We start from the raw sequence: 18,999 nt of genomic DNA, 5'->3' as shown, positions 1-18,999 counted from the left end.
ACTTACGCTAAAGCCGAAAAATAACGCCAATGTGACAATCCGTCTCGGGCCGCGCGATGGCGCGCCCCGGCATCATTCGAAATGCTCTCGCCAGCGCTGTACGGCCACTTGTTCCTTGACCAGTTCGAGGACCTCGATGGTGACGTCGCGAATCTCCGAGGAGGCCGCGCCGACCTCCTGGGCCAGCAACCGCTCGATGGCCGCCTCGACGAGATTGCCGACGAGCGCGTCGAATTCCGCCGAAGACAGCCCCTCCACCGCTTCGTCGAGCACCTGGTTGACCGTGTCGCGGATGGCGTCATCGATGGCCTCGGAAACATAGCGCCCCAGCATCGGCACGCGTTCCAGGTTCTTCAGCGCCGGATTGGCATCCGCGGCCCGGCCCACGATACGACCGAGATAGGCCTGGATCTGATCGCGATTGCCGCGGTAGGCTGCCACGATCGCGTACTCCAGCTGGGCGCTGGCCGCACGCGTCAACGGGCGGCGCCGCGGCGCGATCACATCGCGCACGATCCGGCGTGAGAGTTGCTGGCCGCCGGATTTGATTTCGTCCTGCACGCCGGTCAGCACCTTGAGCACGACCCGGTCCGAGATCTCCTCGACCACGATGTCGTAGTACACCATCAGCTGGCGATAGAGCCCCCAGCCGCGGATATCGATCACGCCGAGCCGCTGCAGGCGCATCACGATCGAGATCACGCGTAGCGCACGCAGAAACCGGAAACCGGCCACCGGGATGCAGCCAAGCACGTCGAACCAGCGCGCGAACGGATAGAAATACCAGCGCGGGTAGCGCTGCTGCATGATCGCCAACATCCAGCCCGCCAGCACGTCGAGCACGAACACGCTGACGAACGCCAGATCGATGGCGGTGAAATTCCGGTGCACATGCTGCGCATACCAATCGTGGGCGGCCGGCCAGAGCGCGCCGACGGCATGACCCACCGGCGCGATGGCGAACAGCGTGTCGAAGATGATCAACGCCAGGTTGATCGTCACCAGCCCGATGATCGCCAGATCCCAGAGCAGCAGCAGGCGCTCGGCCAGGCTGCGATCGCCCGAGATGACCGCGAACGGGTCCGGCGTCTCCCGACGGCCGACGTGTTCGCTCAGGCTCAACGCGCCCCCGGGGCTGCGCCGAGCGTCGCCGGTGCCAGCATGGCACGCACTTCCGGCAGTCTTTCCTGCATGGTCTGCCGCCCCCATGCCACGGCCAGCTCGAGCCCGGCCCGGCCGGGCACCAGATTCGTCGGCGACAAGGTGCGCCGGAAGCGCACCATCGTATCCGCATAGACGCGGTTCACCCGCATCTGGCGCTGCACGGTCTGGGTGATCGGCCAGAGCCAGAGGTTCTTCGGATCGACATGCGGCAGGAAGCAGTCGAAGGCGAGGTAATAACCGTTGCGGGTGCCGCCGGCGCGGCCCGCGGCCACACCGCGCCAGGCCGCGCGGGTGGGCACATTGTCGGCGACGCCGCCATCCACCAGCGCCACGAGTTCGTGATACGCCATGAGGTGCGAAAGGATTTCGCGCGTCGACCCGGCGCGCGCGCCCGGTTCGTATTGCAGGATCGAGGGCACCGCCGCCGAGAAACCGGCCGCATCCACCGCATGCAGCGATCGCGTGGTGGTATCGCGGCCGAGCACGATCGGCACCACCATGTCGCTGCGAAAGAACTGCAGGATGCGCGTCAGCCGCGAGGCCACGCGCACCGGCAACGGCAGCAGACGCGCCGCGCGTGCTTCCCCGGCCCGGATTTCCGCCGACAGGCGCTCATACGAATGACGCTTCAACCCGGCGACGATCACGTCCAGCGGGATATCCAGCTCGTCCAGGCGCAGCGGGCGCCGCAGATCGCCGGTGGCAAACCGTTGATGCAGCGCGGTCAGATGCAGGTGGAACAGGCCGCCCAGACAGAACTCGCTGCGCCGCCGGCGCGCGGCCGAATAGATATCGCTCTTTTTCAGCCCGGCGGCGAAATCGATGTGCTCGTCGATATCGGCGTAGCGGTGCTGGGCCCGCATCAGACCGAGGATCGCGCCCATCGAGTTGCCGACGATGTAGTCGGGCACCAACCCGGCTTCGGCCAGACAGGCGAAGGCGCCGGCATAGACATAGCCGGCCCCGCCACCGCCGCCGGCGACAACCACCAGCGCGCGCTGGCCGGCCTCGCGATCGAGCGCGGCCGCATCGAAATCGTCGCGGTGCGTATCCAGCAGTGCGGCGCGTACGCGGGCGGCGCGCGAACGGGCCACGCCGGCCGCCTCGCGCGCGATTGCCAGCTTGTCCTCGGCCGGCGACGGCAGGCGGAGTGGATCGTGCAGATGATTGAGCAGCCAGTCGCGCAGCGGCAGCACCGGCGCCATATCGATATCGACCTCCGGGCCGTCCGGCTGATTGAACGGCCGGAAACGCCCGAGCCGCGCCAGGCCGATGGCATAGCGCAGATTCTGGTAGTCCGCATCGGGCAGGAGATTCGGGCGATCGAGCCGGGCGCGAACCAGCGACCGTTCCATTCGATGCAGCGCCAGACGTGCCCGATCCTCGGCGTGATCCGGCAGGGACAGCGCACGGCGCGCACGGCGCGCTTTGGGCGCCTCGGAGCGACGCATCACCATCTCAAGGGCCGGGCGGCGGTCGCCGCCAGCGTTCGGGTTCGCCCCCTGCGACGCACGCCCGGGCCCGGGCGTCGACTACAGACACAGCGTAGCGGTCTTTTCCATAAATCGCTGATGATAATCCTCGACGCGATAGAGGGCCCGCAGCGGCTCGATTTCGGTGACGACCGGCCGGGTTCGTTGCGTCGGATACACGTCCCGGCTGGCCCGCGCTGCGGCGCGCTCGGCATCGCCGTGGGTGAACATCGCCGACCGATACGGGCGTCCCACGTCCGCGCCCTGCCGGGCGCGGGGGTGCGGATCGCGGTGCTGCCAGAACACATCCCGCCCTGCCGTGTAACCGAAGCGCTCGGGGTCGTACGACGCCTGCGCCACTTCGGCCTGACCGGTGGCACCGGCGCAAAGCTGCGGGTCGAACGGATTCGGCAGGTCGCCGCCAGCGCAGCCAACCGCCGTATCCGCAACCCCGTGGATGCGGCGGAAGATCGGCTCCGGCTTCCAGAGGCATCCCATCGCGCACGTTGCGACAGCCATGATCGACCTCTCGTTGATGGCGAGTCGATGGCATCATCATAGCCTACGCCGGGTGGCGATCGCCCACATCAGTTGTCCTCGCGCTCCGGGCCGTCGGCATAATCCGTCGCCAGCGGCTCGGCCGTGATGCCGCGCTGGCGCAGATACGAGACCAGTACGTCCGTGCGGCCATGGGTTGCGAGTACGCGGCGGGCACCGGTGGCCTCGATGGTATCGATCAGACTCGGCCAGTCGGCATGATCCGACAGCACGAAACCCCGATCGTAGCCGCGCCGGCGGCGGTTGCCGCGAATCCGCATCCAGCCCGAGGCAAACCCGCTGCGATGTTCGCCGAAACGGCGCATCCAGCGCGAACCGGCCGCCGAGGGCGGCGCCAGCACCAGCGCCGTGGATAAATCACGATCCTTGGGCTGCGCCGAAACCGGTTCGGTGGCCAGCATTTCGATGCCGGCCGCGCGATAAACCTGCGTCAGGGGCACCAGCGCGCCGTGCAGAAACGCCCTTTGCGCTGGCAGATCATCGCGCTGACCCAGCTCGGCCAATAACCGCTGAGCCTTGCCGAGCGCATAACAGAACAGCACGCTGGCCCGCCCGGCGGCGGCGTTGTCGCGCCACCAGGCGGCCACCTCGCGCGCCACCTCGGCGCTGGACGACCAGCGATAGACCGGCAGCGCAAACGTGGCCTCGGTAATGAAGGTATCGCAGGGCACGAGCTCGAAATCGGCGCAGGTGGGATCGTGCGCCCGCTTGTAGTCGCCGGACGCCACCCACACCTCGCCGCCCGCTTCGACCCGGATCTGGGCCGAACCGAGGATGTGCCCCGCCGGATGGAACGAGACCCGCGCGTCCCCGAACCTCAGCGATTCGCCGTAGGCAACGCCGGAACAATCGATGTCAGCGCCCAACCGATGCCGCAGCAGCGCCTCGCCGGGCGCCGCCGTCCAGTAGCGCCGGTGCCCGGGGCGGGCGTGATCGGCATGCGCATGCGTGATCAACGCGCGTTCAACCGGCCGCCACGGATCGATGTAGAAATCCCCGGCCCCGCAATACAGACCGCGTTCGGTCGGCTTGATCAGCATGCTGGATACACGTCTCTCGTATAAGTCGGCCGGGCAGCGCGGCCCCGGCCGCATTAAGCGGCCTGTTAACCTGCTGCGTTTAAAGGGAAAAAAAAGACCCTCGCCGGTACGTGCCGAAACCCGGCATGAAAGTTTTTTTACCCGCAGGGATTTAAATTGCTAGTAAATTAGTGGTATGTTGATAACGCGAATAAAAGGGAGTTCGCGGACTACTTGCCAAGGGGGGCAATTCGTTGGACGTCGAAATCGGTTGCGATCTGTTGGCTTCGCCAGCGTCGTGTGTCGATGGCGAGCGTCGATCGGCCTGCCGGATCAGACCCGCTGGGGCGGATCCTGACACCGATCGCTCCTCCGTCGCAGTAGACGTTGGTCGCCATGCCGCCCTGGAGCGGTGCCGCCAAACGATTCGCGAATCCGAGCGCCTTGTTGGGCACAATGCTTTTTAAAAAGGGAGTAGGGAGAATAATGATGCGTCAACATCCAGCCAAGACCCTGGCACTCGCCGTGTGCGGTTGTACCGCGCTGTGGTCGGTACAGGCCGCCGCCCAAAGCAGCGACAGCCAAACCCTGCAGCAGATGCAGGATCAGATCCAGCAGCTGCAGAAGCAGGTGCAGGAGATGAAGGCCGAGCAGCAGAATCAGCAGGCCGCCACCACCACGACCGCGCAGCCGGCGCAGTCCTCGGGCCCGACCAAGAAGCTCACCATCGGTGGTGGCGTGGTCGCCGAGTATCAGAAGAAGGATTACGGCGGTAACAATGCCGGCGCCGGGGATCTGATCCTCGACTATTTCGACCTGAACGTGGCCGGCCAGTACGGCAAGCTCACCTACGCCGCCGACTACCGCTGGTCCACCACCAACTTCAAGAGCGGCCAGTACCTGCATAACGCCTGGGCCGCCTATGACTTCGGCCCCAACGACAGCAGTCAGGTCAAGGGCGGTATGTTCCAGGTGCCCTTCGGCAACCTGCCCTACGGCTATCAATCGTTCTGGGCCAACCTGAACTACTATGCCGGCTTCGCCGACAACCAGGCCGCAGGCATCGGGTACAAGTACGAGAACAACGGTTGGCGCTTCGACCTCGACGCGTTCAAGAATCAGGGCCTGTCGCAGCAGAGCACGTACGGCGGTAACCCGAATTTGAGCGGCACGAAAAATGCCAACGGGGACCTTGTTAGCAGCGGCGCCCGTCTGGTCAACGGCGGCAACGCCCGTCTGGGCCGTACCATCAAGCTGAACGGCGACAATACGCTGAACCTGTCGATCGCCGGCCGTGGTGGCGAGCTCGAGTACACCAGCAACAACGGCAACACCAAATACGGCTCGCGCTGGGCCGGTACCCTGGCGGCCGAGGCCGACCTCGGCAACTGGGTGCTGCAGGGTCAGTTCGTCGACTACAAGTACAACATCCCGAGCGACATCGCCGGTGGCAACACCGAGTCCGTGCCGTTCCAGGATTATGGCTACGGTTACCTGATGCCCGCCAAGGGCCAGCTGTACGCGGCCAGCGTCGGCCGGACGTTCAACGTCAGCAACATGGGCCCGATCAGCAGCTTCGAAGTCTATAATGACTACGGCTATCTGCACTCCGGCTACGGCAACTACGACAACGTGGGCAACCGTATCGGCGACGTCCAGGAAAACACCACCGGCATCGCCATGTTCGCCGGCCCGGTGGATATCTGGGCGGAGTGGATCGAGGCCAAGAACGGCGGCATGGCCTTCGTCGGCCCGAACGACAACAGCTGGCACGGCCGCTTCAATCTGACCGCCGCCTTCTACTTTGACGGCGATCTGATCAAGAAGTAAGTGCGATCCCGCAACCGCCCGGCTCGCCGGGCGGTTCGCCGGACTTAAAGCGGGCGCTACGGCGCCCGCTTTTTTATGCGCGCGATATACGCACCGAAAGACGCCGCTGAGCGGATCACACGCTTTTCTTCTGCCCCGAAACCGGCAGGTCGCGAATCCAGTCCGCCAATGAACGCGAAGAGCGCTAATGGCGGGTCAGGTTCGCGACATCCGTAGTTACGGGCGCCGTAGGGCTGCTCGCTTCGTTTCTCGATGCATTTGTCCGCAGATCAACGCCGATTTACGCAGATGACGGTTAGTCATTGGGGGCACTAGCTCGATCGTGGCGCAAGCGGCTGTATGGGCTTCGTTCCCCAACGAACCCTCCGACTTGCAACCTTTGTCCGACGCCGTCGCCGGTTAGCGCCTCGAGTCCGCTATGCCACGAAAGCACAACCGCATCTGCGTGAATCTGTGTTGATCTGCGGACAGATTTTTTGCCGCCCGAAATCCCGAAAGCACGACGGCGCCCCGTGTCGATCAGGTCGGAATACCGACCCGCCATTAGCGCTCTTCGCGTTCATTGGCGGACTGCAAACATGAAATGCCAAATGAATCAGCGCCCCGAGCCAGCCCGCGGGTTTATCGAACGGAATTGCCCCGTTTGATGGCGCGATGGCCGATATCCCGGCGATAGCTGACATTCGGCCATTGGATGCCGGCGACGCCGCGATAGGCTTTTTCCTGGGCCTCGGCGACATTGCGACCCAGCGCACAGACACACAACACGCGCCCGCCAGTGGTCACCACCCGACCTTCGTCGTCGAGCGCGGTGCCAGCGTGAAACACTTCGACATCTTCGGCCACGGCACGGTCGAGCCCTTCGATCACATCGCCCTTGGCATACGCGCCCGGGTAACCGCCCGCCGCCATGACCACGCCCAGCGCGACTTCATCGCGCCAACACGCGTCCACTGAATCCAGACGCCCGGCAATGGCGGCTTCCAGCAGATCCACCAGATCGGATTCCAGCCGCATCATGATCGGCTGGGTTTCCGGGTCGCCCATGCGGACGTTGAACTCCAGCACCCGCGGCGCGCCGGTCTCGTCGATCATCAGGCCGGCATACAAGAATCCGGTGAATGGGCGGCCATCCGCGGCCAGCCCGGCCACGGTCGGGCGCATCACTTCGTTCATCACGCGCTCGGCGATCTCGTCGGTGACCACGGGCGCGGGCGAATACGCCCCCATACCGCCGGTGTTCGGGCCGGTATCGCCGTCGTAGGCGGCCTTGTGATCCTGTGAACTGGCCAGCGGCAGGATATGCGTGCCGTCGACCATGGCGATGAAGCTGGCTTCCTCGCCGGCAAGAAATTCCTCGACCACGATGCGCGCACCAGCATCGCCGAAGGCGTTGTCCTCAAGCATGTCGCGGGCCGAAGCCAGCGCCTCGTCGACCGTGTGTGCCAGGGTCACGCCCTTGCCCGCGGCCAGGCCATCGGCCTTGATCACGATCGGCGCGCCGCGCGCCCGGATATAGGCCGCGGCCGCGGTGTAATCCGCGAAGGTGGCGTAGTCGGCGGTGGGAATGGCGTGACGGGCCAGAAAATCCTTGGAAAACGCCTTGCTGGCCTCGAGTTCGGCCGCCGCCTGCCTCGGGCCGAAGCAGGCCAGTCCGGCCGCCTCGAACATATCCACGATGCCGATCGCCAGCGGCGCCTCGGGCCCGACCACGGTGAGGCTCACGGCGTTGTCGAGCGCGAAATCGCGCAGGGCGTCGAGCTCGTCCACGCCAATCGCCACATTACTGACATCCGTCATGGTGGCGGTGCCGGCATTACCGGGGGCAACATAGACATGCGCCACCCGTGGCGAGGCCGCCAGTTTCCACGCCAGGGCGTGCTCGCGGCCGCCGCCGCCGACGATGAGAATACGATGCGCTGCCTTGCTCATGATGGGTCTCGCCCCGGGCGGTTGCTGTGGAAACCGGCATGCGCTATCGAGCGGGCCCGCCGGTGCGGCGCAAGCTTAACAAAGCGCGGATGCGGTGTGCTGCGCCATGGCGTCGCGTAAGACGGCCACAGGCCCTAAACTCCGCCCATCGCTTTTTTCATCCAATCCTCCGATGGCCGATACCGAAATCCTCTACGAAGGCGACTACCTGCGTCTGCAGCGCATCGACACCTGGGAATTCGTCGACCGGGTCAACGCGCGCGGGGCGGTGGTGATCGTGGCCGTGACACCCGACGATGAACTGCTCATGGTGGAACAGCCCCGCCCCGCGCTGGGCGGCCCCGTGCTGGAATTGCCGGCCGGGTTGGTGGGCGATATTGCCGGCGAGGAGGACGAAGCCCTGGCCGTAGCCGCCGCGCGCGAACTGGAAGAGGAAACCGGCTATCGCCCGGCGCGGCTGGAATACATGACCGCCGGGCCGCCCAGCGCCGGCCTGTCGGGCGAGACGCAATGGTTCTATCGCGCCCACGATCTGGCGCGCGTCGGCCCCGGCGGCGGCGATGACAGCGAGGACATCACCGTGCATGCCGTCGCCCTGGACACCATCGACGACTGGCTCGCCGCGCGCGAAGCCGAGGGCCTGCCGGTCGACCCCAAGATCTACACCGGCCTGTACTTCATCCGGCGCGAGCGCGGCTGAGTCGATCGCCGGCGTCGACGCATCCGATCGCCGCCGGCGCCAGGGTGCGCGCTGCCGCGAGGCAGGCGGCATAACCGGGCGCCAGCGACAACGGCAACAGATGCCAACGGTGACCGTCCAGGCAGGCGAACGCGCCATCGATCGTCGTGGCACGAATGCGCGCCAGACCGACCCGCCCGCTGGCCTTGACGGCCGCCTCGCGCGCGCACCAGGCGGCGAAGAAATCGCCGTCCGGCGCGACCCAGCGCCGCAGCCGCGGCGAGACCCCGTCGCGGCGCTGCTCCACGTCGAGCCCGATCACGCCCTCGGCGTCGACCGCGCAGGCCACGAGCCCGCCGCTGTGCGAAATACTGAAGGACGGTCCGTCGGCGAACTGCGGCCGTCCCCCGGCGCCGAAGCCCAACCCCTCGATGCGCTCCGGCGGCAGATCCAGGAGAGCCAGCCCCTGTTCGAGCAACCATAACCCCGCCATCGTCCGCGCCCGGGCCGCCGCACTGCCCATCGCCTCGACGCGCGCACGATAGGCCGGCGGCGCCCGGGTCGCGGAACGCTCGGCAAAAAGCGCCTCGCGCGCCGGATCGAGGACGATGTACACTACAAGCATAAATGGTTATTTAACACAATCATGATGTTCCGCTATGGCTATCGCGTCCCACGTGGGTCGAGGCGCCGGGCATGACGGCGATGTGCGAATCCAACGAGTCGACGCCAAATCATGCCACGGCGGCCGGCCTGCCCGGTCCGGCGACCGCGTTCCCGCTCGCCCCGGATGATGCCACCCGCCGGCAGCTCGTGGCCTGGCAGGCCGAATACGGCGACCTGTTCGCCGTGCCGTCGACCGGGGGCGGCCCCGCGCACTGGATCGTCAACGATCCGGCGCTGGCCCAGCAGGTGCTCGTCCGCCATGCCCACGACTATACGAAAGGCATGGGGCTGGACCGTGTCAGGATTCTTCTGGGCAACGGCATCATGGTCAGCGAGGGCGGTTTCTGGACCCGCCAGCGGCGCCTGATCCAGCCGGCCTTCCGCCCGCGCCGTCTGGCCGATTTCAACGCGATGATCGTGGCCGAGAATCTCGCGCTGGCCGAGCGCTGGCAACGGGTGGCCGAGCGCGGCGATGCGCTCGAGGCCGAAAGCCATACCAGCGAACTCACGCTCGTGATCGTGCTCAAGTCGATCTTCGGCGCGGACTACGCCCGGTTGGTGGACGACGGTGCCAATCCGTTCGCGCTGCTGACCGAGGAGCCGGCGCGCGATCTGCGTTTCGCCGCCCGTTTTCATCGCCTGAAACAGACCGTCGACGCCATCATCGAGCGCCGCCTGGCCGCAGGCCCGCGCGACGACTTCGATTTTCTCGGCCATCTGCTGGCCGCACGCGATCGCGATGGCGAGCCGATGAGCCGCCCTGCCGTTATCGACGAAGTCATGACGCTGATCGTGGCCGGCCACGAAACCACTGCCAGCGCCCTGGCCTTCGCCTGGTATCTGATCGCCCGCCATCCCAGCGTTTGCGCGCGCATGCAGGCCGAAGTCGATGCGACGGACGAAAGCGGGCTGCGCGAGACCGGCGGCGCCGACCGCGAAACGCTGGCCTACACCGACCGGGTCGTGGCCGAGGTGCTGCGGCTGTATCCGCCGGGCTGGCTGCTGTCGCGCCGCGCGCTGACCGATCAGAGACTCGGCGATCACACCCTCGCCGCCGGCACGCAGGTATTCGTGAGCCCTTATTTGCTGCAGCGTCATCCCGGCTACTGGCGCGACCCGGAACGCTTCGACCCCGATCGCTTCGCACGCGCGGATGAACCGCGCCATCGCCTGGCCTACCTGCCGTTCGCGGCCGGCCCGCGGCATTGTATCGGCGAGCATGTGGCCGCCACCGAAATGCGCGTGCATCTGGCTACGCTGCTGCGCCGGTTCACCCCGACCTGGCTCGGCGACGGCGAGCCGGCGATCGAATCGGCAATCAATCTACGGCCGGCGGACGGAATTTATTTACAATTGACGCCCCGGTAATCAAACCCGTCACTTTGCGGCGCGAATGACCCACGTTATGACTTCGTTCAACACGCTGGCCGACGCGCTCGACGCCGCGGCCGAAACCGACGGCGAGATCGGCTTCATCGACGGCGCCAACGACGAGCGCCGCCTGAGTTATCGCCTGCTCAAGCGCGCCGCCCTGCGCATGCTGGCCGTGCTGCAGGCCGAGGGCGCGGCGCCGGGCGATCCGATCATTCTATACATCGCCGACAACCTGCGCTTCGTGCAGTTCTATTGGGCGGCGATCTACGGCGGGCTGATCCCGGTACCGGTGGCCGCGGGGGCGACCGATGCGCATCTGGCCAAGCTGGCCAAGGTCTGGGCGCACATGGGCGAGCCGCGCGTGGTCACCGACGCGCGTCACATGGAGCGTATCCTCGGCTATTTCGAAAACAACGGCGCAGCCGCCGCCGGCGAACGCCTGGCCGAAACGGCGTTGTCGGACGAGCCGCCGGCGGTCGAGCAGGCCGCCGAGCGTGCTACACCGGCGGCCGACGACACGGCTTTCATCCAGTTCTCCTCGGGCTCGACCGGCGACCCCAAGGGCGTGGTGCTGACCCATGCCAACGTACTGGCCAACATCGCGGCCATCACCGAAGGCTCGGCCTTCGGCGCGCACGAAGTCGCCCTCTCCTGGATGCCGCTGACCCACGACATGGGCCTGATCGGGTTCCATCTGACGTTGCTTTGCCACGCCTTCAATCATCACCTGATGGCGACCGATCTGTTCGCCCGGCGCCCGCTGCTGTGGCTGGACAAGGCGGCCGAGAAGAAAGCCACGCTGTTGTGTTCGCCGAACTTCGGCTATCGCCACACACTGCGCGCGATCGGCGCCAAGGGCTTGCCGGATATCGATCTGTCGCATGTCCGCCTGATCTACAACGGCGCCGAACCGATCGCCGCGCCGCTGGCACGTGAATTTCTGGAAACACTCGCGCCGACCGGCCTGTCGCCCGACGTCATGTTCTGTGTCTACGGGCTGGCCGAGGCCAGCCTGGCCGCGACCTTCCCGCCGGCCGGCGCCGGCCTGTCCACGGTCAGGGTCGCCCGCGGCGAGCTGGGCATCGGCGACAGCGTGCGCTTCGACGATTCCGACAACGCCGTTGAACTGGTGAATCTCGGTAGCCCGGTCGCCGGCGCGGACCTGCGCATCGCCGACGCCGACGGCCATGCGCTGGGCGCGGATACGGTCGGCCGGGTCTGGATCGCCGGACCCAACGTCACCGCCGGCTATTACGCCAACGACGCGGCCAACGCGGCGGCACGGATCGGCGACGGCTGGCTGGATACGGGCGATCTCGGCTTCGTGCATGCGGGCGATCTGTACATCACCGGGCGCGCCAAGGACATCATCTTCGTCAACGGCGCCAACCATTATCCCCAGGATCTGGAAGCCATCGCCCAGGCCGCCGACGGCGTGGAGCTGAACAAGGTGGCCGCGGCGGGCGTGCGGGCACCCGGCGCGGACGCCGACGAGCTGGTATTTTTCGTGGTCTTTCGCGGCCATACCGAGGATTTCGTGCCCATCGCGCGCGCGCTCGCGCAGCGCGTGAATCACGGCACCGGCCTGCCGGTGGATCGCGTGATCCCGGTGCGCCAGATGCCCAAGACCACCAGCGGCAAGCTGCAACGCGCCGCCCTCGCCCGCGATTATGCCGAGGGCGGCTTCGACGATGTCGTCGCCGAGCTGGACGCGTTGATGGCAACCCGCGATACGGCTGCCGACGCGCCGACCGGCGCCGGCCTCGCGGACGCACTCAAGGCGATCTGCGATGAAGTCGCCCCGGACAAGCAGATCGGCCCCGGCGATGACCTGTTCGAGATCGGACTCTCCTCACTGGAGCTGGCCCAGATCCACGAAGGCATCGAGGCGCGCTGGCCGGATACCATCGAAATCAACGACTTGTTCGACTACCCGACGATCAACGATCTGGCCGCCTTTCTGGCGCGTGAAACCGCGGCCTGAAGCGGCGACCAGGGCCTGTTGCCGTTTCGTGCACGTCCGCGCCAAGCGCTGTTTTGCGGCAAGACGAGGCGTAGCGAACGTGGCGTAGTCATTCTACGTGAGAGAGCTACAACGCTGGATTGCCGCAAAACAGCGCTTGTCCCGAAGGGTTGGGCCGCAAATCCCCCGATACGGCGTTGCGCGTCTTGATCGTGGCTCGCCACGACCGGCGACGCGCGCCTTGTCTCGACGGATTTGCGGTCTCCAACGCGGCACGTGTACGAAACGGCAACAGGCCCTAGTCGAACTCGGCCTCGGCGGCGCGGGTGAGCGCGTCGAGACGGCGGCCCAGCTCGGCGGCGGCGGCGTCCGGCGTGTCGCCGCGCGCGCCGGCCAGCGGCTCGCCGATGATCATGACCACGCGCGCGAACGGCTTGGGGATGATCATCCGGTCCCACGAGCCGAGCTGCCAGTAGCGATCGGCGGCAAAGCTCATCGGCAGCATCGGCGCCCGCGTCATCTGCGCCAGCATGGCGGTGCCGGGTTTGGCCCGGCGCGCCGGGCCATGCGGGCCATCGGCGGCGATGACCGGCGATATGCCCGACTTGAGCGTGGCATACATGTCGCGGAATGCACGCGCTCCGGTCCGGTTGGCCGAGCCCCGCAGGACGGTGGCGCCCAGGCCGCCAACCACGGCAGCGACCAGTTCGCCGTCGCGCGAGGGCGAGACCAGGAAACCCGGCGCCAGACCGCGTGATCGCGCGGCCAGCAGCCAGCCGGCGCAATACGGCAGCCGCTGATGCCAGCAGCACAACAAGGCCGGGCGCTGGTTTTCGATCAGTGCGTCCAGGTGATGCGCGCCCCGCACGCCGGCGCTGCGACAGGTGGCCAGCAGGGCCCGCGCGAGCAGCCGCAGCACCGGCGCCGCGATCGCGACCCGCAGGCGCTGGCGCCACGACAAGGGCGTGCGGCCGGTTTTCTGCTGGTGTTGGCGTGATTCACTCATGGGCGGGGAAAGCCGGGCCTCGTGTTGCAAGCCGCGGATGTGGGTAAACTGGCCGCGCACGTAATTCAGGGCGATGACCGTCCGGCGGCATGCCGCCCGGATTTTCGCCACACAGCCTAACCGATCGACCGGCGCCACGGCCGGCACGGTCGGTCTCAACGAACGACGCGATGTCCGCAATCGAGCAACTCTACGGCCGCGCGCCCGCGCTGCTGACCGACCTCTACCAGCTGACCATGGCCTATGCCCACTGGTTCAACGGCACCGGTCAGCGCGAGGCGGTCTATCATCTGTTCTATCGCCAGGCGCCGTTCGACAACGGCTTTGCGCTGGCCTGCGGTATCGAAACCGCCATCGATTACGTCTGCGCCCTGCGCTTCACCGAGGCGGACATCGCCTACCTCGGCACGCTCAAGGACAACGCCGGCGAACCCTTGTTCGGTGACGGCTTCCTGGATTATCTGCGGGATTTCCGTTTCACCGGCCGGGTGGATGCCGTCCCCGAGGGCACGGCGGTGTTCCCGCATCAGCCGATGCTGCGCGTGACCGGACCGATTCTCGAGGCCCAGCTGCTCGAGACGGCGCTGCTCAACCTGATGAATTTTCCCACGCTGGTCGCCACCAAGGCCGCGCGCATCGCCCACGCCGCCGAAGGCGACAGCGTACTGGACTTCGGTCTGCGCAAGGCCCAGGGCATCGACGGTGGCGTCTCGGCCGCTCGGGCGGCCTACATCGGCGGCTGTGCCGGCACCTCCAACGTACTCGCCGGGCAGCTGTTCGGCATTCCGGTATCGGGCACCCACGCGCATGGCTGGGTGATGGCCTTCGATCACGAAATCGATGCCTTCGATGCCTATGCGCGCGCCCTGCCCAACAACTGCGTGTTCCTGGTCGATACCTACAACTCGCTGGAAGGCATCGAAAACGCCATCCGCGCGGGCAATAAACTGCGCGAACATGGCTACGAAATGGCCGGCATCCGCCTGGATTCGGGCGATCTGGCGCAGCTGGCCAAGCGCGCCCGGCGCCGGCTGGATGCGGCCGGCTTTCCCCATGCCCGGATCGCGGCCAGCTCGAGCCTGGACGAACGCGCGATCGCCGACCTGAAGTCGCGCGGTGCACCGATCGCGCTGTGGGGCATCGGCACCCGCCTGACCACCGCCCAGCCGGACGCCGCACTCGACGGCGTGTACAAGCTCGCCGCCATCCGCGAGGATTCGGGGCGCTGGTCGTATCGCATGAAGATGAGCGATACGCCGGGCAAACTGACGCGCCCCGGCGTGCAGCAGGTGCGTCGTTTCACCGATGCGGACGGCGCCCCGATCGCCGACCTGCTCTACGATGAGGCGTCGTGGTCGACCGCCTGGGCCGGTGGTGTAGCCGAATACGAGCATCGCTTCGACGCCGACGCGCCGCATATCGAATTGCTGCAGCCGGTCATCGAGGGCGGCGCCCGGGTGGACACCTCGCCTGAGCTCGGTGCGATCCGCGCATACGCCATGGCCCAGTTCGCCTGCTTCGCCGAGCGGCCGAATTACCCGGCGCTGATCGATCATTATCTGGACGAGTCGACCGACGCCCTGCGTGATTGGCTCGCCCAGCGTCATAATGACGGGCGTCAACCGGAGGGTTCGTCATGACCGATACGTTGTTGCTGGTCGATATCCAGAACGATTTCCTGCCGGGCGGGGCGCTCGCCGTGGCCGACGGCGATGCCGTGGTGCCGGTCGCCAACCGCCTGATGCCGCGGTTCTCCACGGTGGTGGCGAGCCAGGACTGGCATCCGGCGGATCATCTGTCGTTCGCCCAACAGCACGCCGGCTTCAAGCCGTTCCAGGTCACCGAGGTCGACGGCCTGGAGCAGATTCTCTGGCCGGCGCATTGTGTGCAGGGCAGCCCCGGCGCGAGTTTCGCCTCGGCGCTGAATGTCGCACACATCGATCACGTCGTGCGCAAGGGCGAAAACCGCCGCATCGACAGCTATTCGGCGTTTTACGACAACGATCACCGGCACGAAACCGATCTGGCGGACGTACTGCGCCGTCTGGGCACGGATCGATTGTTCGTGATGGGCCTGGCGGCCGATGTCTGCGTGAAGTTCACGGTAATGGACGCACTGGCCGAGGGCTTCCCGGTCACCCTGATCGTCGACGGCACGCGCGGCGTGGACATGCACGAAGGCGACACGCAGGCGGCTATTCAGGCCATGCGCGCGGCCGGCGCCGAATGCGTGGACAGCGCCGTCCTGGGGGCGCACGGTTAACCGGCGCCGCCCCTTTCGTGGCGACCGGCCCGGGCGGTTTTATTGCGCCCCGGGCCTTGCTAGATTGCCAGTCTGTCGTTTGATGTTTCCTCTCGGGATTCGACCATGAGTGCTGTACCCAAGGATCTGGCTGTGTCCGCGCGTCTAGCCGACGAGATGCGGGTACCGTTTCCCAATTCGAACAAGATTCATGTCACCGGCAGCCGGCCGGATATCCGCGTGCCGATGCGCGAGGTGGCGCAATCGAACACGCCGGCCACCTTCGGCGTGGAGAAGAACCCGCCGATCACGATCTACGACTGCTCCGGCCCATATACCGACCCGAGTGCCGAGATCGACCTGCGGCGCGGCCTGCCGGCGCTGCGGGCCACCTGGATCGAGGAACGCGGCGACACCGAGGTATTGCCCGGCCTGTCGTCCGAGTTCGGCCGGGATCGCGCCGCCGATGCCGCCACCGGCCATCTGCGTTTTCCCGATGTGCGGGCCCCGCGCCGCGCCAGGGCCGGCGTCAACGTCAGCCAAATGCATTATGCGCGGCGCGGCATCGTCACGCCCGAGATGGAATTCGTCGCCATTCGCGAGAACGCGCGCATCGACGAAATTCGCGACTCCCGGCTGCTGCGCCGGCACGCGGGCGAAGGCTTCGGCGCGAACCTGCCGGATCATGTCACCCCCGAGTTCGTCAGAGACGAGATCGCGGCCGGGCGCGCCATCATCCCCAACAACATCAATCACCCGGAATCCGAGCCGATGATCATCGGCCGCAACTTCCGGGTGAAGATCAACGCCAACATGGGCACCTCGGCGGTGACCAGTTCGATCGCCGAGGAAGTGGAGAAAATGGTCTGGGCCACCCGCTGGGGCGGCGACACCATCATGGACCTGTCCACCGGCAAGCACATCCACGAAACCCGGGAGTGGATCATCCGCAACGCGCCCGTGCCGGTCGGTACGGTGCCGATCTACCAGGCGCTGGAAAAAGTCGACGGCAAGGCCGAGGACCTGACCTGGGAGATGTTCCGCGACACGCTCATCGAACAGGCCGAGCAGGGTGTGGACTATTTCACCATCCATGCCGGCGTACGCCTGGCCTATGTGCCGATGACCGCCAACCGCATCACCGGCATCGTCTCCCGCGGCGGCTCGATCATGGCCAAGTGGTGCCTGGCGCATCACACCGAGAGCTTTCTGTACACGCATTTCGAAGACATCTGCGCGATCATGAAGGCCTACGATGTGTCGTTCTCGCTGGGCGACGGCCTGCGGCCGGGCGCGATCGCCGATGCCAACGACGAAGCCCAGATGGCCGAACTGCGCACCCTCGGCGAGTTGACGAAGATCGCCTGGGCCCACGACGTGCAGGTGATGATCGAGGGCCCCGGCCATGTACCGATGCAGCGCATCAAGGAAAACATGGACGCCGAGCTGGCCGACTGCCACCAGGCGCCGTTCTATACCCTGGGCCCGCTGACCACCGATATCGGCCCCGGCTACGACCACATCACCTCCGCCATCGGCGCGGCCCAGATCGGCTGGTACGGCACGGCGATGCTCTGCTACGTCACGCCCAAGGAACATCTCGGCCTGCCGGACAAGGACGACGTCCGCGAAGGCATCGTCACCTACAAGATCGCGGCCCATGCGGCCGATCTGGCCAAGGGCCATCCGGGCGCCCAGATCCGCGACAACGCCCTGTCCAAGGCCCGCTTCGAGTTCCGCTGGGAGGACCAGTTCAACCTCGGACTGGACCCGTTGAAGGCGCGCGAATTCCACGACGAAACCCTGCCCAAGGACGCGGCCAAGGTCGCCCACTTCTGCTCCATGTGCGGGCCCAAGTTCTGCTCGATGCGGATTTCCCAGGAAGTGCGCGAGTTCGCCGCCGAGCGCGGCATCGCCACACCCGAGGATGCGCTGGAGGCCGGTCTCGAAGAAAAGGCCGAGCAGTTCAAGGCCGGCGGTCACGCGCTGTACCAATAACGAAAACACCGTCCCGCAAAAGCCTGAGCCATGCCACGCACTCGACAGCCCCCCACGGCGGGCACCACGGCCGACACCGTCGGCAAGAAAAGTCACGACGACTTCGCCCCTGGCCGGCGAACCGCGCCGCGGCGCGGCTAGGTGATCGGGGCGCGCGCATGACCACAGCTTATTTCTCGCGCCATGACCTGTGCCGCGCCCATGACATGGGACGGGGCCATCCGGAAGCGCCGGACCGGCTGCCCGCGATCGAGCAGGGGCTTGAGGTGGTCGGCATTGCCGACGCGCTCGATCGGCGCACCGCGCCCGAGGCCCCGCTCGAGGCCATCACGCGTGTGCACGACGAATTTTATGTCGACGAGCTGCTCGCCAGCGCGCCCACCACCGGACAAGTGCCGATCGACGGCGACACCGCGCTGACACCGCACACCCTGCCCGCGGCGCACCATGCCGCTGGTGCCGGGATCGCAGCGGTGGATGCCGTACTCGCCGGCGAGACCGCCAACGCCTTCTGCGCCGTACGCCCGCCCGGGCATCATGCCGAATACGCCAGAGCGATGGGGTTTTGCTTCTTCAACAACGTGGCGATCGCGGCCGCACACGCGCTGGCCGTCGGTGGCCTGGAACGTGTCGCCATCCTCGATTTTGACGTACACCACGGTAACGGCACGGAAGATGTCTTTCGCCATGAGCCGCGGGTACTGTTCTGCTCGAGTTACCAGAACCCGTTGTTTCCATTCACCGCGGACCAGAGCATTCCTGGCCGGCTGATCAAGACGCCGTTACGCGCGGGTGTCGGCGGCTCGGTATTCCGGCGTGCCATCGAGCGCGACTGGCTGCCCGCGCTCGACGAGGCCAAACCACAGCTGATCCTGGTGTCGGCCGGCTTCGACGCCCATCGCGCCGATCCACTGGCCGACCTGCAACTCGAGGCCGAGGATTTCGAGTGGATCACCCAGCGCATTACCGAAGTGGCCGATCTTTATTGCGACGGTCGCGTCGTGAGCCTGCTCGAAGGCGGCTACGCCCTCGATGCGCTGGCGGCAAGCGCCGCCATCCACATCAAGACCCTGCTGCGCGCCGGCGAGGGCTGAAC

General features: G+C 66.6%; 15 protein-coding genes. 8 read left to right on the top strand and 7 right to left on the bottom strand.

Annotation, left to right across the window (positions count from 1 at the left end):
- Positions 1 to 72: 72 nt before the first annotated feature.
- The 4 genes from ACS8Y6_RS08410 to ACS8Y6_RS08395 form a co-directional block, all read right to left on the bottom strand.
- A complete protein-coding gene (locus ACS8Y6_RS08410; protein ID WP_440849309.1) occupies positions 73 to 1,122 on the bottom strand; it encodes an ion transporter in 1,050 nt (349 codons plus the stop codon).
- A complete protein-coding gene (locus ACS8Y6_RS08405) occupies positions 1,119 to 2,615 on the bottom strand; it encodes a patatin-like phospholipase family protein (protein ID WP_440849310.1) in 1,497 nt (498 codons plus the stop codon). Before ACS8Y6_RS08405 ends, ACS8Y6_RS08410 begins: the two co-directional genes overlap by 4 nt.
- 81 nt (positions 2,616 to 2,696) lie before the next feature.
- Complete coding sequence (msrA, locus tag ACS8Y6_RS08400) at positions 2,697 to 3,155, bottom strand: peptide-methionine (S)-S-oxide reductase MsrA (RefSeq protein WP_440849311.1); 459 nt, start codon at positions 3,153 to 3,155, stop codon at positions 2,697 to 2,699.
- Positions 3,156 to 3,223: 68 nt separating this feature from the next.
- Positions 3,224 to 4,234: a ligase-associated DNA damage response exonuclease gene (locus tag ACS8Y6_RS08395; protein ID WP_440849312.1), complete on the bottom strand. Its 1,011-nt coding sequence runs from the start codon at positions 4,232 to 4,234 to the stop codon at positions 3,224 to 3,226.
- Positions 4,235 to 4,702: 468 nt separating this feature from the next.
- Here ACS8Y6_RS08395 and ACS8Y6_RS08390 point away from each other — a divergent pair, with 468 nt between their 5' ends.
- On the top strand, positions 4,703 to 6,043 hold the full coding sequence (locus ACS8Y6_RS08390; RefSeq protein ID WP_440855377.1) for a hypothetical protein: 1,341 nt from the start codon (positions 4,703 to 4,705) through the stop codon (positions 6,041 to 6,043).
- Positions 6,044 to 6,664: 621 nt separating this feature from the next.
- Here ACS8Y6_RS08390 and purD read toward each other — a convergent pair.
- Positions 6,665 to 7,975, bottom strand: a complete 1,311-nt coding sequence (purD, locus tag ACS8Y6_RS08385; RefSeq protein WP_440855376.1) for a phosphoribosylamine--glycine ligase — start codon at positions 7,973 to 7,975, stop codon at positions 6,665 to 6,667.
- Between the two features lie 172 nt (positions 7,976 to 8,147).
- Here purD and ACS8Y6_RS08380 point away from each other — a divergent pair, with 172 nt between their 5' ends.
- The gene (locus tag ACS8Y6_RS08380; RefSeq protein ID WP_440849315.1) at positions 8,148 to 8,675 is read left to right on the top strand and encodes an NUDIX hydrolase; all 528 of its coding nucleotides are present in this window, start codon (positions 8,148 to 8,150) and stop codon (positions 8,673 to 8,675) included.
- Here ACS8Y6_RS08380 and ACS8Y6_RS08375 read toward each other — a convergent pair.
- On the bottom strand, positions 8,653 to 9,279 hold the full coding sequence (locus ACS8Y6_RS08375; RefSeq protein ID WP_440849316.1) for a 4'-phosphopantetheinyl transferase family protein: 627 nt from the start codon (positions 9,277 to 9,279) through the stop codon (positions 8,653 to 8,655). The genes ACS8Y6_RS08380 and ACS8Y6_RS08375 overlap by 23 nt on opposite strands.
- Before the next feature lie 71 nt (positions 9,280 to 9,350).
- On the opposite strand from ACS8Y6_RS08375, the gene ACS8Y6_RS08370 reads away from it, so the two are divergent.
- Together ACS8Y6_RS08370 and ACS8Y6_RS08365 are read left to right on the top strand one after the other, a co-directional pair.
- Positions 9,351 to 10,688 (top strand): cytochrome P450, encoded by a 1,338-nt coding sequence (locus tag ACS8Y6_RS08370; protein ID WP_440849317.1) that lies wholly within the window; start codon positions 9,351 to 9,353, stop codon positions 10,686 to 10,688.
- Positions 10,689 to 10,725: 37 nt separating this feature from the next.
- A complete protein-coding gene (locus ACS8Y6_RS08365) occupies positions 10,726 to 12,678 on the top strand; it encodes a non-ribosomal peptide synthetase (RefSeq protein ID WP_440855375.1) in 1,953 nt (650 codons plus the stop codon).
- Positions 12,679 to 12,955: 277 nt separating this feature from the next.
- Here ACS8Y6_RS08365 and ACS8Y6_RS08360 read toward each other — a convergent pair whose 3' ends face one another.
- On the bottom strand, positions 12,956 to 13,663 hold the full coding sequence (locus ACS8Y6_RS08360) for a lysophospholipid acyltransferase family protein (RefSeq protein WP_440850041.1): 708 nt from the start codon (positions 13,661 to 13,663) through the stop codon (positions 12,956 to 12,958).
- Positions 13,664 to 13,833: 170 nt separating this feature from the next.
- Between ACS8Y6_RS08360 and ACS8Y6_RS08355 the strand changes: the two genes are divergently transcribed.
- From ACS8Y6_RS08355 to ACS8Y6_RS08340, 4 genes are all read left to right on the top strand, one after another.
- On the top strand, positions 13,834 to 15,303 hold the full coding sequence (locus ACS8Y6_RS08355) for a nicotinate phosphoribosyltransferase (protein WP_440850042.1): 1,470 nt from the start codon (positions 13,834 to 13,836) through the stop codon (positions 15,301 to 15,303).
- A complete protein-coding gene (gene pncA / locus ACS8Y6_RS08350) occupies positions 15,300 to 15,926 on the top strand; it encodes a bifunctional nicotinamidase/pyrazinamidase (RefSeq protein ID WP_440850043.1) in 627 nt (208 codons plus the stop codon). The genes ACS8Y6_RS08355 and pncA overlap by 4 nt, the downstream gene beginning before the upstream one ends.
- Positions 15,927 to 16,031: 105 nt before the next feature.
- Positions 16,032 to 17,903 (top strand): phosphomethylpyrimidine synthase ThiC, encoded by a 1,872-nt coding sequence (gene thiC, locus ACS8Y6_RS08345; protein ID WP_440855374.1) that lies wholly within the window; start codon positions 16,032 to 16,034, stop codon positions 17,901 to 17,903.
- A gap of 158 nt (positions 17,904 to 18,061) precedes the next feature.
- Positions 18,062 to 18,997: a histone deacetylase family protein gene (locus ACS8Y6_RS08340; RefSeq protein ID WP_440850045.1), complete on the top strand. Its 936-nt coding sequence runs from the start codon at positions 18,062 to 18,064 to the stop codon at positions 18,995 to 18,997.
- Positions 18,998 to 18,999: the final 2 nt, after the last annotated feature.

It is taken from the genome of Salinisphaera sp. RV14, from assembly GCF_052044135.1.
In the GTDB taxonomy this organism is placed as follows: Bacteria; Pseudomonadota; Gammaproteobacteria; order Nevskiales; family Salinisphaeraceae; genus Salinisphaera.
This window is presented reverse-complemented; position numbering and strand designations above follow the sequence as displayed.

Bases quoted from the DNA above. Each gene is read 5' to 3' on its own strand.
- ACS8Y6_RS08380 (WP_440849315.1), top strand. From the start codon at position 8,148: ATGGCCGATACCGAAATCCTCTACGAAGGCGACTACCTGCGTCTGCAG.
- ACS8Y6_RS08375 (WP_440849316.1), bottom strand. From the start codon at position 9,279: ATGCTTGTAGTGTACATCGTCCTCGATCCGGCGCGCGAGGCGCTTTTT.
- ACS8Y6_RS08360 (WP_440850041.1), bottom strand. From the start codon at position 13,663: ATGAGTGAATCACGCCAACACCAGCAGAAAACCGGCCGCACGCCCTTG.
- purD (WP_440855376.1), bottom strand. From the start codon at position 7,975: ATGAGCAAGGCAGCGCATCGTATTCTCATCGTCGGCGGCGGCGGCCGC.
- ACS8Y6_RS08365 (WP_440855375.1), top strand. From the start codon at position 10,726: ATGACTTCGTTCAACACGCTGGCCGACGCGCTCGACGCCGCGGCCGAA.
- ACS8Y6_RS08355 (WP_440850042.1), top strand. From the start codon at position 13,834: ATGTCCGCAATCGAGCAACTCTACGGCCGCGCGCCCGCGCTGCTGACC.
- ACS8Y6_RS08390 (WP_440855377.1), top strand. From the start codon at position 4,703: ATGCGTCAACATCCAGCCAAGACCCTGGCACTCGCCGTGTGCGGTTGT.
- ACS8Y6_RS08340 (WP_440850045.1), top strand. From the start codon at position 18,062: ATGACCACAGCTTATTTCTCGCGCCATGACCTGTGCCGCGCCCATGAC.
- thiC (WP_440855374.1), top strand. From the start codon at position 16,032: ATGAGTGCTGTACCCAAGGATCTGGCTGTGTCCGCGCGTCTAGCCGAC.
- ACS8Y6_RS08405 (WP_440849310.1), bottom strand. From the start codon at position 2,615: ATGCGTCGCTCCGAGGCGCCCAAAGCGCGCCGTGCGCGCCGTGCGCTG.
- msrA (WP_440849311.1), bottom strand. From the start codon at position 3,155: ATGGCTGTCGCAACGTGCGCGATGGGATGCCTCTGGAAGCCGGAGCCG.
- ACS8Y6_RS08395 (WP_440849312.1), bottom strand. From the start codon at position 4,234: ATGCTGATCAAGCCGACCGAACGCGGTCTGTATTGCGGGGCCGGGGAT.
- pncA (WP_440850043.1), top strand. From the start codon at position 15,300: ATGACCGATACGTTGTTGCTGGTCGATATCCAGAACGATTTCCTGCCG.
- ACS8Y6_RS08370 (WP_440849317.1), top strand. From the start codon at position 9,351: ATGACGGCGATGTGCGAATCCAACGAGTCGACGCCAAATCATGCCACG.